The organism is Algoriphagus antarcticus (assembly GCF_002150685.1).
Classification (GTDB): Bacteria; Bacteroidota; Bacteroidia; order Cytophagales; family Cyclobacteriaceae; genus Algoriphagus; species Algoriphagus antarcticus.
In genome coordinates, this window is the sequence record NZ_MSSW01000081.1 from 1 (window position 1) to 13,451 (window position 13,451).

Genomic DNA, 13,451 nt, shown 5'->3' on the forward strand with positions numbered 1-13,451 from the left:
AAAGGCTGCAAGTTGGGTTAAGCCCAGAGGATCTTTATGGGCGCTTCTCAAACTAAAATGTAAAAGACAAGCAAGACTTTGGAAAAATATCATCGTATTTATTGATGGTAGGTAGCATTTTTTGTAAACCGATTCTAGCATAGAATACTTTGATACAACCCGAAATAAGTTCACAAAAGACTTAAAAGACACCCTACTTTTCCTCCATGATACTCTAGTGAAAATCATTACAAATCTGACTTTGGACTACTTAAAATACATTTAACTTCACAGAAGGATAAAGTTTATTTCATCTATTTAAATGATTCAAAAGGTATTATTGGCTTAAATTTCAACTATAATTAAGCTAACGGCAATCATGGAAATTGAGCAAAAGCAAGATAATTCGGGGCGTAGAGAATTTTTTAAAAAGTCATTGATGGTCAGTGCTGGTTTTATGGGGTTAAGGTATTTTTCAGTTTCTAAGTCTACAGCTCCTGACGGCTTTCAGTTATATGATAAATATGGGCCTTTGTTGGATGATCCCCAAGGTATATTAAATCTGCCAAAGGGCTTTTCTTATAAAATAATTTCAAAATCCGGTGAACTCATGGACGACGGTTTTATTTCTCCGGGTAGAAACGATGCTATGGCTGCATTTGAAAGTAAAGATGGTAAAGTGCTGGTTATTCGTAACCACGAAATATCATCTGACGATCCTGAAAGTGGTCCCTTCGGAGCTGATAACTCCAAACTATATCAACTGTCTAATTCTCAGATTTATGATCGCGGCTATGGTAAAAAACCTAGTCTTGGCGGAACCACCACATTTTTGTTTAATGAGAATACCCAGAAAATGGAATACCAGTACTTTTCCTTGGCAGGTACGATCCGCAACTGTGCGGGCGGACCCACTCCTTGGAACAGTTGGTTATCCTGCGAAGAAACAGTTGAAAAAAAGGAAGAAGGAGTAAATGAGCATAATCATGGTTATGTTTTTGAAGTGCCTGTCTCAGAGACAGCTAAATTAGCGGATCCCATTCCACTTAGAGATATGGGTCGCTTTAACCATGAGGCAGTAGCAGTTGATCCAGATAGTGGGTTTGTTTACCTCACAGAAGACAGAGGCGATGGACTTATCTATAGATTTATTCCCAATGAGTGGGGAAACCTTCGTGCAGGCGGGAAGCTACAGGCTTTGAGTTTACAGGTTCATAAAGGATTTGACACCCGTAATTGGGATAAACAAACCATTAAAATAGGGGATCAGATGGCAGTGGAATGGATTGACCTTGAGGATACTGACCCAGAAGAAGATGATCTCAGATTAAGAGGCTTCAACCAAGGGGCAGCACGTTTTGCACGTGGGGAAGGAATGTGGTATGGAAATGATGAGATTTATTTTGCCTGTACAAATGGGGGCAAGGCTAAAAATGGACAGGTTTTTAGATATATTCCCAGTAGAGATGAAAAGAAAGGAGCTGTAAAGAGTGGAGGTGTTTTGGAACTTTTTGCTGAACCTAATGACCAAAAAATAATAAGCTCCTGCGATAATCTGACCGTAGCACCTTGGGGGGACATCGTTCTTTGTGAAGATAATCTCCAGCCACGAATTATCGGCATTACCCAGAAAGGAGATATTTACCATTTGGGACTAAACGTTGGATATGAATCTGAATTGGCAGGCGTTTGCTTTTCTCCCAGTGGTAAGACCCTTTTTGTAAACATCCAACATGAAGGTCTTACACTGGCGATTACCGGCCCCTGGGAGCCTATGCTAACCTAATTAATTTAAAGATACTGATTAGGCATATGGGTATACCTGTGTTTTTTATTTGACTATGTGAAATAGTATGACTCTGGATAGAAGCCAATAAATGTGAAAGTTTTTTTAAATTATTAGAAGTGACTGGTTTGAGTCTCGTAATACCAGTATATTTTAAGTCAAGTTTTTAGATGATGATAGTATTTTCGTTTAAGGTCCTTGAAAATTGCATGTTCTAAGTATTTTATTCAATATTAAATAAGTTTAAGTTTTATAATAATCTATTATTTACAGAACCTTTATTTTAAGTTTAAATTTGCTTTGTTAATACTCCAAAGATGTTTTGACCTTTTATTATGAACTATTATAATAATAGTAGTATTAAAAGTTAGTCAAAAAGTTAACAGCTAGATAATATTGATTAGCTAAAACTTGGGAAATTTGACTGTAGGTTTAGACTTCTTTCTATCACAGTTTTCAGTATCCACAAAACCTCCCAAAAAATGAGATCGTCACTATATATTTTTCTCATATTAATTTTCTTCGGGTGTCAGAATCCACGAAATGTGATCAATGATTTGGAAAGCAAAGAAACCCAAGCCTTAAGAAACAACCGAATCCAGCTGCCTAATGGCTGGTCTCTTACGCCCGCAGGCAATAGTCTTAACCTTCAAGACCTCCCATTGAATCTAGTTGTTTCGCCAAGCAAAACATTATTGGCAGTAACCAATAATGGTCAAAGCACGCAGAGCATCACCCTTATTGACGCCCAATCCGAACAAGTACTGGATGATGTTACCATTGCAAAAGCATATTTGGGCCTGGCTTTTAGCCCGGATGAAAAATATTTGTACGCTTCAGGCGGAAACGACAATAAAATACTCATTTATAAGATCATCGATAAAAAACTCATTCTTGATGGAGAAATTGTTTTGGATGAACCATGGCCTGTCAAAGTCTCCCCTGCAGGACTTTGTGTTACGGATAAGTACATTTATGTAGTGTCCAAAGAAAACAATTCTCTGTATAAACTTAACATTGAATCAAAAAGCATTGAAACCCGTATCGACTTACCTGCCGAACCTTACACTTGTATTCTTTCGCCAGATAAGTCAACTCTTTATGTTTCAATATGGGGCGGTGCTAGCATTTGGGTCTTAGATAGTCAGGATTTAAGTTTTAAGTCAGCCATCGAAACGGATAAAAATCCCAACGATATGGTGCTCACCAAAGATGGGAAACATCTTTTTGTCTCCCACGGCAATGACAATACTGTATCTCTTATAGATACCGAATCTTTAACTCGGATCGAAATTTTATCTTGTTCCCTTTACCCGGATGCCCCTTTAGGCTCCACCCCAAATGGAGTAGCATTGAGTGATGATGAACATACATTGTACATAGCCAATGCTGATAACAATTGCTTGGCAGTGTTTGATGTGGAGATAAAAGGTAAAAGCCGACCCCTTGGTTTTATCCCTACCGGCTGGTACCCTACAGCTGTAAAAACAATTGGAAATAAAATTTATCTTACCAATGGCAAAGGTTTTTCCTCCTCTCCAAATCCTGACGGGCCAAACCCGATAAGCTCCAGAGATCCGCAATATAAAGGTCCAAATCCTCAGGTAGTTAAAGGGTCTCAATACATTGGTGGGCTTTTTAAAGGAACCCTCAGCATTTTTGATGCTCCAAACGAACGCCTATTGGCTGAGTATTCGAAGCTAGTTTATGAAAACACCCCATATACTAAGGAAAAAGAGCTGAACCCTGAAGGGGAAAAAGGCAATCCTATTCCGATGAAAGTAGGCGAAGATTCCCCCATTAAATATGTTTTTTATATTATCAAAGAAAACCGAACCTATGACCAAGTACTCGGTGATATCAAAAAGGGAAACGGGGATTCTACCCTTTGTCTCTTTCCGGAAAAAGTAACACCAAATCTCCATGCCCTTGCCAATGAATTTGTTTTGTTAGATAATTTTTATGTTGATGCAGAAGTAAGTGCCGATGGGCACAATTGGAGTACGGCGGCCTATGCAAATGATTATGTAGAGAAAAGCTGGGTGACCAGCTACGGAGGCCGAGGTGGAACCTATGATTATGAAGGAAGTAGAAAAATCGCTCATCCCAAAAATGGGTTTTTATGGGACTTTGCTGTCAAAGCAGGCTTGAGTGTTCGGTCTTATGGGATTTTTACTGGGAAGCCAGAATTTCTGCCCAATCTCCAAAATAATATCTGTACCAAATATCCTGATTATGATTTGAGCATAAAGGACAGCCTTCGTTTCGAAATTTGGAAAACAGACTTTGATTCAATGTTAGCCATTGAAAAAGTCCCAAGGTTAAATTTGGTTCGAATGGGAAATGACCACACAGCAGGTGCACGCTTAGGATTGCCTACTACCTCAGCCATGGTCGCAGATAATGATTTGGCGGTAGGGATGTTTGTGGAACACCTTTCCAAATCCTCCATTTGGGAGCAATCTGTAGTTTTTATCTTGGAAGATGATGCTCAAAATGGCTCAGACCATGTAGATGCTCATCGATCCACCGCTTATGTGGCAGGTGGTTTTGTGAAAAGGAACTATGTTGACCATACCCCATATTCTACCTCGGGTATGCTGCGAACCATCGAACTTATCTTAGGCTTGCCTCCCATGAGTCAGTACGATGCGGCTGCGACTCCAATGTTCCGCTGTTTTAGCCAAAATGTTGATGCTAAAGGTTTTGTTAAGAGAAATAACCAAATTGACCTCAACGAAATGAACGTCAAGTTCAATAAAAACGCTGCAATATCGGCGAAGATGGATTTCTCAAAACCTGATCTGATCGACGACTTGGAATTGAATCGAATAGTTTGGCAATCTGTAAAGGGTCTGAATAGTGTAATGCCAGCTCCAAAAAGAAGTGCGTTCCTAAGATTCAGCGAAAGTGATGAGGATGATGACGATTGATTTTATATTCTGAAAAGTCCCAAAGTAAATTCTTCGAAAAAGAAATTTAGAAAATCATCACCCTTGAATGAAACTATTATTTATTCTTCAACTATCAGCGAGTTTATTTGGCTCAGAACCTGACTCTGCTAAGAATCAGAAAAATTTACTAAGCGAAGTAGTGGTTACAGCCCTTCGTTCCGAAAGTGAAATTATCAGTATTCCTTCCACCATAAGTGTAGTCAATAGCGATCACATCAACGCTCGACTTGCACGATCTACTCCAGAGATTTTGATGGGAACGGCGGGTGTTTTTGTCCAAAAAACCAACCATGGAGGAGGCTCGCCTTTCGTTCGTGGCCTTACAGGAAACCAAATTCTACTGCTAATTGACGGAATAAGATTGAATAACAGCACTTTCCGATATGGACCCAACCAATATTTAAATACCATTGACCCTTTTTCCATTTCTCGAATTGAGGTGTTAAAAAGTGAAGGCTCGGTTGCTTATGGCTCTGATGCACTTGGGGGTACTATTCAGGTATTTACTCAAAATCCAGTATTCGATTCGGGATTTCATGGAAATGTCACAGGCCGTATCGGCACACAAAATATAGAACAAACGGGCAGAGCAGAGTTGTCTTATGGTGCTAAAAATGTGGCGATTATGGCAGATTTCACCAAAAGAAAATTCGGGGATTTGCCTGGAGGTAGAAATACAGGAGTCCAGAAAAACTCAGGATATGGAGAACAAATGGGGAATTTTAAATCGGTGTTTAAGCTAAAAAATGCAGAACTAACGCTTGCCCATCAATACTTTGAAGCAAATGATATCCCCGTTTACCATAAAATACTTTTAGAAGATTTCCGGATCAATCAATTTGCTGTTCAGCAAAGAAATTTGAGCTACGCGAAATATTCCATCAAAACCCAAAATCCTTTTTTTGAGCAAATAAATTCTACCATTTCATGGCAAAAATCCAAGGAGACAAGGGAGTCTCAAAAAAATACCTCTCAAAGCTTGACGGAGGAAAATGATCAAATTGATACGAAAGGCCTTAACATCAATATTAAGTCAACTTTTTCTAATCATTGGAATGCAAGCAGTGGTGTGGAGATCTACCATGATTTGGTTCAAAGCGATAAAATAATTCGTTCCTCAGATTCACCGATTGAAAGTAGGGGCTTATATCCAGATGGTTCATCGGCGACCAGTTATGCCATTTATAGCCTACATACCTATTTGATAAATAAGTGGCGCGTCACTGCGGGATATAGATTTAATAGTATTGTCTTGAATGTAAAAGATGAAACGCTTGGGATAAGCGAATTACGATTTAAGTCAGCAGTTCCAAGTTTGGCTATTTCCTATTTTCCAACTACAAATTTGCAATTATATAGTCGGTATAGCAGAGGTTTTAGAGCTCCCAATATTGATGACATGGGAACCCTTGGGATTGTGGATTTCCGATACGAGATACCAGCGTATAATTTAAAACCAGAACATGCTGACAACTTTGAGTTGGGATATAAATACCATTCGGAGCATATCGCTTTTACTTCCTCTATCTTCTACAATAAGCTAAGTAATCTTATCACAAGAGTCAAAGTAGAAAATCAGGAAATTGATGGATACCCTGTCTACATCAAAGAAAATGTAGAATCAGCTAGCATAAAAGGCTTCGAATTTGAGGTAGAGGGAAAAATCAATAACTCATTAAAATACTTTGCCAACCTCGCGTATACCTACGCCCAAAACCTCAGTAAAAATGAACCCTTAAGAAGAACGCCACCTACTTTTGGGAGAATTGGGATAGAGTTTTCAAAATCAAACTTTTTAGTACGGCCAGAACTCCAATTCGCTGCTGCACAAAAACGCTTGGCTGCGGGAGATATTTCCGACAATAGAATAGATCCAAATGGAACGGCAGCTTGGCAAATACTCAATATATTTAGTTCATATACCTGGAAATCAATTTCCCTAAATCTAGCCTTACAAAATTTGGGAAATGCTGATTATAGGCTTCATGGATCTGGTATCAATGGCGTAGGCAGAAGTGCTATTTTGGGAATAAAAGTATCCTTTTGATCTATTTGGAAATTGATAAACAACAGAATGTTAACTGTCCTTTATAATTTGAGGAACCCAAGTAATATAATTTTAACTATTCATTGACAACTAATTGAAGCCCCATGAGATTGATAGCCTTTTCACTAGTTTTTATTTTTTCATATCTTGTATGTTATGCCCAAAAGCAACTGCAGCCCATCTTGGAAGTGCCTGCAAAATCTGAGATTAGTATCATCAATGAAGATGGAACCTCAGTACTGCCAAGTGGTCGCACCTTGACTCCTGCCGGAGAATTGATAAGAATTACACATGACCCTTTTGGTTTGGCTATTTCTCCTGATGGCAAAAAAGCAATTAGTCTGCATAATGGTGTTTTCACAGTGATCCATACTTCTGACTTGGATGCTACCCGTGTTCCGAGTTATGATCGATCCATTGTGTCTCCTCTTTCCGACGGCTCTTTTCTCGGTGTTGCTTTTGACCCGGATAATAAAACCATTTACCTCAGTGGAGGCGATAATGGAGCCGTGATCGTTTACGATGTTGAGCAAATGATCCGAATAGATTCCATTTCGCTCAACGGTGTCGTTGATGGTAAAAATTTCGAGGATAGCTTTACCTCAGATTTAGTGTACCAAAACAACGAATTGCTCGTATTGGATCGGGGTAATTTCAGGATGGTAAGGTATGATTTGCATAAGAAGAAAATTACGGCATCGATTCCAGTTGGAAGACAGCCTTTTGGCTTAGCCATCAGCCCAGACCACAAGAAGGCTTTTGTTGCAAATGTGGGAATGTACTCGTATTCATTGATCGAAGGATTGACGGAAGAAAACTATAATGAGATGCTCATTTCGAGACATCCATACGCTGATAATTCTAAAGAATCTATTGAAGGTACCATCATCGATGGTAAAACTATACCGGGTGTTGGAGATCCTTTGTCTCCGGATGCCATGAGTGTATTCACAATAGACCTGACGACCAATACAGTCATCAACAAATACAAAACAGGCAGTCAAATAGGGGAAATGGTAGAAGATGCAGAAGTCGTGGGTGGAGCAAGTCCTAATTCGATTGCAGTTGGTGAGCAATACCTCTACGTCACCAATGCCACCAATGACAACATCGCTGTGATTGACCATAAAATAGGCGAAATAGTGAAACACATCCCGGTTGAAATTGACCAACGAATTGATCGCTATCGTGGCTCCTTACCTTTTGGCATCACCTTAAGTAAGGACGAGAAAACACTGTATGTAGCGCTCTTGGGTATGAATGCGGTGGCGGTCATAGACATCAAAAGTGAAAAGACACTCGGCTTGATTCCTACAGGTTGGGGACCAACCCGAGTGCGATTATCTGAAGACGAAAAAGAGATGTATGTCATTTCTTGCAGAGGTCTAGGTGCCGGACCAAATGGAGGGGAAGGCTTTGTAGCACCCCCACAGGGAACTTACATTGGAGATATACAATTGGGTAGTTTTCAAAAGATCGCTATACCTAATTCATCCCAATTGGCATCTTACACTAAGCAAACTATTGATAATACTTTCCGCGAAGTGATGGCCGATCCTACCGATCCCAACCCACTGCCTATCTACCCAGGTGCAAAAGAAAGTCCCATCAAGCACATTGTTTACATCACCAAAGAAAACAGGACATTTGATGAGGTATTTGGACAAATGGAAGGTGTCAATGGCGATAAAAGTCTTGCCAGATTTGGGATCAATGCTGAGCATACCCTTCCTGATAGCTTAAGATCGGGAATAGAAATCATGAAAGTGACGCCTAATCACCACAAGGCCGCCAAGCAATTTGCATTAAGTGATAATTTTTATTGCGACAGTGATGCATCCATCCATGGTCATCATTGGATGGTGGGAGTTATTCCAAACGAATGGGTAGAGAGCAATTCCAGCGTAGATAAGACAGCAAAGCTTTTTTCGCCTGCTCCGGGTAGGAGATTTCCCGGTTCTACGGGGAGCATGGACCCTGAAGATTATGCAGAAATAGGCGGTCTTTGGGAAGCAATGGAACGTAAGGGATTGGAGTTCTATAATTTTGGTGAAGCCAATGAAACCGCGCATGTGAGAGAGACTTGGTCAGACACACTTACAGGCGCTGCCCATGGTGTCATGGTACCCATGCAAAAGGCCTTGTTTTCAAGGACAAGCACCAATTATGCCGGTTACAATATGAATATTCCTGACCAATTTAGGATGAATCAATTTGAAGAAGAATTTACCAAAATGTGGCTCAAAGGGGAGGAAGAAATGCCTTCCTTAATTACCGTACAAATTCCCAATGACCACACAGCCTCTCCAAGACCTGAAGATGGTTATTTCTCCAGCGCTTCTTTTGTTGCCGACAACGACCTTGCGGTGGGTAGAATTCTACATTTCTTGTCACGCACCACCTATTGGAAAGACATGCTGGTCATCATCACCGAAGACGATCCGCAGGGTGGCGTGGATCATATTGATGCGCACCGCAGTATCTTGATGATGGCTGGTCCGTACGTAAAAAGAGGCCAAATCAGCCATACCCACGCCAATTTTGGCTCCATTCTCAAGACGATCTACAACATTCTTGGCGTACCGTATGTCAACCAATACGATGTTACAGCGTCTTTGCTTCAGGACTTTTTTACATCAATTCCAGACTATACACCATATACGGTTGAACCTCACGACCCAAGAGTTTTCAATGCGGACAAGGCCATGCAGAGGTATAATAAATGGGTTGACTGGAAATCCATCATGCAAGGGCCCGAAATGGACGATGTAGATATAATTAAGAAAGAGTTTAAAAATAATTGAGGTTTGACCACTTTTTTTTAGCCCACTACAAGTGGTTTTTACAGAGGACGTTTACGAATTGGTTAAGGCATTTCAATCGTAGGACCGACCATCTTTTGGTCTCAATATGCATACAGGGAACAAACATTCTGTACAGTTCATACACTTTGGGTTACTAATTAAAGAGTTGAAAATAGGGGAAATTATGAATCAATTGCATCCATGAATTTAAACGATATTTTCTGTGATATAAATAATGGGGGAATTGAAATATTTTATGACAAGATTTGTAAAGTATAAAAAAAATTCAATTTTTAGGTTATCAAGAAAATTGATATATGAATCATCATATGACTTCTACATCTTATTTGTATGATTTAGAAAGTATATCAGATCTAAAGAACCAAATAAATAGACCAGAAGCATATTAATGGAACTGTTGGCTGAATATTTTAAAGCAAATAACCCTAAAAATATAACAAAAACTTAAACCAAATCTGGATGTAGGTGATTTTTTAGTTAACATCTTTGCACATGCATTACCTTACTTTTGTCTTTTGTGTTTTTTTCCTGCAGTCATGCTCTACTAAAACCAGTACAGTTAAAGTAAAAGGGTCTGATACAGAAGTTAATTTAGCTGTGTTATTAGCAGAATCCTTTCACCAAAAAAACAATAGCCTACTAGTTTCCATTTCTGGCGGTGGTTCAGGATTGGGAATCGCTTCCTTATTGAACGGGACTGCGGATATTGCAAATTCTTCCAGAAGAATTAATGAGGGGGAAATGTTGCTGTTTAAAGAAAAAAATATTGAACTAGATTCTTTCATTTTTGCTCAGGACGCAATTGCCTTTGTGGTTTCAAATACACTTCCAATTGATTCAATTGGTGTATCGGACTTGTCCAAAATCTTGAATGGTGAGTACAAAGACTGGTCACATTTACTGCAAGAAAATATTCCTATAAATATTTACGGCCGCCAAAGTAATTCCGGCACTTACGAGTTTGTAAAAGACATTCTCAATATTCACTTCTCCCCATACGCCAAACAAATGAATGGCAATGCACAGATTTTAGAAGCCATTAAGGCAGATAACTCAGGAATAGGATATGTGGGGGCTGGTTATGTGAAAATGGGGGATAGTAAAGAAATAAAGGTCTTGAAAATTTATACTGACAATCAGCCCTCAATTTCTCCTTTGGATTCTGCAAAAATTGCCTCTGGGGAATACTTTTTTCAACGTCCTTTGTTTCAATACTATAAAAAGAGTGATTATGAAAAAGTGAAGCCATTTTTGGATTTTGAAAAAACAGAAAGAGGTACCGCAATCATTAATGCATCAGGTTACTATCCTATAAAGAAAGTAAAATGACAAGCTATAAAAGGGAAATGATAGATTGGACTTTCAAACAGGTTTTTAAAGGAGCCGGTTTCCTTACAATTGCCCTTTTAGGCAGTATTTTTTTTATGTTGATGTATAATGCATTTTCATTCTTTTCTAGAATAAATCCCATAGATTTTTTTACAGGCATTCAATGGGATCCTGATACTAGTTACAGTATTTTTCCTTTACTGGTTAGTACATTTTTAGTTGCTATAGGGTCAATGGTAATTGCTGTTCCTTTAGGTATCCTTACCGCAGCATTTCTATCTGAGGTGGCTCCTGAAAAATTACAAATGATTTTAAAACCTGTTATCGAAATGTTGGCTGCTATTCCTTCTGTAGCAATTGGATTTCTAGGAATTGTACTTTTGGGCCCTTTCATTTCTAAACTATTTGGTATTCAAAATGGATTAAATGCTTTAAACGGCTCCATATTGTTAGCTATAATGGCTTTGCCAACCATCATCACCATCAGTGAAGATGCTATAAATTCAGTACCAAATAGCCATAGAGAAGCCTCATTAGCACTAGGTGCCAATAAATGGGAGACTTTATTTAAAATTACGATCCCTGCTGCTTTGCCAGGGTTAATTGCCGCTGTAATGCTAGGGCTAGGCAGAGCATTGGGCGAAACAATGACTGTATTAATGGCAACAGGTAATGCTGCGGCAATCCCAAAAGGATTCTTGGACTCTGTAAGAACAATTACAGCCACTATTGCCATTGAAATGGGAGAGGTGCCTTATCAAACCACACACTACTTTGCCTTATTTGCAATTGCAGCAATTTTATTTTTGATTTCCTTATCTATTAACTTTTTAGGTGAATATTTCGCGAACCGGTTAAGAAAATTTGATGCATGAAAAAGAAATTATTACATGCATTTGATTGGTTACTCTTACTTGGCAGCACTTTACTGGTTTGTACCTTTTTGGGCATTATTTTATGGGACATTTTTTCAAAAGGCCTACCAGCAATCTCTTGGGATTTTTTACTTCAATATCCTACCGACGGAATGACCCAAGGTGGCATTCTGCCGGCTGTCGTAGGAACAGTTTTACTTACTTTTATTACGACATTGTTTGCTGTACCCTTTGGGGTGGCTTGTGCAGTATATTTGAATGAATATGCAAAACACTCCTTATTTACAAATATTATCAGGGCTTCGATCAGAAATCTAGCTGGCGTCCCTTCCATAATCTACGGGCTTTTTGGGCTTGCATTATTTGTGCAAGCTATGAAGCTTGGCACTTCTGTTTTGTCTGCTGGCCTTACATTAGGGCTACTTTCCCTGCCTTATATCATAATAACTACCGAAGAAGCTTTAAAAAGAATACCTAACAGTATGCGCGAAGCAACATTGGCATTGGGAGTAACCCAATTTGAAACTATCAAAGATGTTATTTTGCCGAAGGCTCTGCCTGGAATTTTAACAGGAGTAATCCTTACACTTTCCAGAGCCGCTGGTGAAACAGCTCCTATTTTATTTACAGGTGTGGCCTTCTACATCAACGGCGTTTCTACTTCAATAAACCAAGAGTTTATGGCATTACCTTACCACTTATATATGCTTTCAACACAGCATTATGCTATCGAACAGGTAAGGCCATTGGCTTATGGAACAGCAGTTGTTTTGATCACTTTAGTTTTTTTATTGAATATAGTCGCATTCATAATTCGATCTAAATATAGGACCCAAGATTAATTATGGAAGAAATAAAGCTTTCTGCAAGGAATTTGAATCTATTTTTTGGGAATAAACAAATCCTTAAAAATTTAAGCATTGATTTCCCCAAAAATCAGGTTACTTCTTTGATTGGCCCATCAGGTTGTGGTAAATCCACCTTGCTTCGTTCTTTTAACAGGATGCATGATCTATCTCCCGATGCACGAATTGAAGGAAAATTGAAAATGGATGAAATGGATTTATATAACAAAGCAAATTCAGTAACAGAAATCCGGAAAAGAATAGGAATGGTTTTTCAGAAACCCAATCCTTTACCAAAAAGTATTTTTGAGAATTTATCCTATGCCTTGCACATTCATAATTTCCCCAAAGCCGAAATACCCGGACTTATTGAAAATGCCTTAAAGGAAAGTTTTTTGTGGGATGAAGTAAAAGAAGAATTAAAAAAACCTGCTGTGAAATTATCAGGAGGACAACAACAACGGCTTTGCATTGCCCGAACTGTTGTATTAAGACCCGAAGTGATTTTGATGGATGAACCCTGCTCAGCCTTAGACCCAATTAGTACCCGGAAAATTGAAGACCTGATTTTAAAACTTAAAAAAGACTACACAATTATTATTGTAACACACAATATGCAACAGGCTCAGCGTATCTCAGATAAAGTTGCTTTCATGTATTTGGGTGAACTTATAGAATTCGACTCATGCGAAAATATTTTTAGTAACCCAAAACAAGAGCTGACAAAAGAATATATAGGAGGACATTTCGGGTAGCATTTTCATTTCATTTTGGATGGCAAAACTAACCTAATATATAGGATTTGGCTTTA

The 13,451-nt window shown here is 38.8% G+C and carries 8 protein-coding genes; all 8 read left to right on the top strand.

The features are described 5' to 3' along the window. Window positions 1-358: 358 nt before the first annotated feature. The 8 genes from BVH04_RS21930 (at window position 359) to pstB (ending at window position 13,395) form a co-directional block, all read left to right on the top strand. Window positions 359-1,765, top strand: coding sequence for an alkaline phosphatase PhoX (locus tag BVH04_RS21930; protein WP_205635904.1), 1,407 nt, complete (start codon window positions 359-361; stop codon window positions 1,763-1,765). Window positions 1,766-2,247: 482 nt separating this feature from the next. Then, on the top strand, window positions 2,248-4,698 hold the full coding sequence (locus BVH04_RS21935) for a bifunctional YncE family protein/alkaline phosphatase family protein (RefSeq protein ID WP_086543606.1): 2,451 nt from the start codon (window positions 2,248-2,250) through the stop codon (window positions 4,696-4,698). 67 nt (window positions 4,699-4,765) lie between these two features. After that, window positions 4,766-6,766 carry a TonB-dependent receptor plug domain-containing protein gene (locus BVH04_RS21940; RefSeq protein WP_086543607.1) on the top strand — a complete coding sequence of 667 codons (2,001 nt, stop codon included), beginning with the start codon at window positions 4,766-4,768 and terminating at the stop codon, window positions 6,764-6,766. Between the two features lie 104 nt (window positions 6,767-6,870). Continuing rightward, window positions 6,871-9,570 carry a bifunctional YncE family protein/alkaline phosphatase family protein gene (locus tag BVH04_RS21945; RefSeq protein WP_086543608.1) on the top strand — a complete coding sequence of 900 codons (2,700 nt, stop codon included), beginning with the start codon at window positions 6,871-6,873 and terminating at the stop codon, window positions 9,568-9,570. Window positions 9,571-10,083: 513 nt separating this feature from the next. Continuing rightward, window positions 10,084-10,920, top strand: coding sequence for a substrate-binding domain-containing protein (locus BVH04_RS21950; protein WP_086543609.1), 837 nt, complete (start codon window positions 10,084-10,086; stop codon window positions 10,918-10,920). Next, complete coding sequence (gene pstC, locus BVH04_RS21955; RefSeq protein ID WP_086543610.1) at window positions 10,917-11,795, top strand: phosphate ABC transporter permease subunit PstC; 879 nt, start codon at window positions 10,917-10,919, stop codon at window positions 11,793-11,795. Before BVH04_RS21950 ends, pstC begins: the two co-directional genes overlap by 4 nt. Further along, window positions 11,792-12,637: a phosphate ABC transporter permease PstA gene (gene pstA, locus BVH04_RS21960; RefSeq protein ID WP_086543611.1), complete on the top strand. Its 846-nt coding sequence runs from the start codon at window positions 11,792-11,794 to the stop codon at window positions 12,635-12,637. The genes pstC and pstA overlap by 4 nt, the downstream gene beginning before the upstream one ends. 11 nt (window positions 12,638-12,648) lie before the next feature. Beyond that, on the top strand, window positions 12,649-13,395 hold the full coding sequence (pstB, locus tag BVH04_RS21965; protein WP_211328000.1) for a phosphate ABC transporter ATP-binding protein PstB: 747 nt from the start codon (window positions 12,649-12,651) through the stop codon (window positions 13,393-13,395). Window positions 13,396-13,451: the final 56 nt, after the last annotated feature.

Excerpts from the sequence above, each read along its gene's own strand:
- BVH04_RS21930 (WP_205635904.1), top strand. The coding sequence starts at position 359 with ATGGAAATTGAGCAAAAGCAAGATAATTCGGGGCGTAGAGAATTTTTT.
- BVH04_RS21935 (WP_086543606.1), top strand. The coding sequence starts at position 2,248 with ATGAGATCGTCACTATATATTTTTCTCATATTAATTTTCTTCGGGTGT.
- BVH04_RS21940 (WP_086543607.1), top strand. The coding sequence starts at position 4,766 with ATGAAACTATTATTTATTCTTCAACTATCAGCGAGTTTATTTGGCTCA.
- BVH04_RS21945 (WP_086543608.1), top strand. The coding sequence starts at position 6,871 with ATGAGATTGATAGCCTTTTCACTAGTTTTTATTTTTTCATATCTTGTA.
- BVH04_RS21950 (WP_086543609.1), top strand. The coding sequence starts at position 10,084 with ATGCATTACCTTACTTTTGTCTTTTGTGTTTTTTTCCTGCAGTCATGC.
- pstC (WP_086543610.1), top strand. The coding sequence starts at position 10,917 with ATGACAAGCTATAAAAGGGAAATGATAGATTGGACTTTCAAACAGGTT.
- pstA (WP_086543611.1), top strand. The coding sequence starts at position 11,792 with ATGAAAAAGAAATTATTACATGCATTTGATTGGTTACTCTTACTTGGC.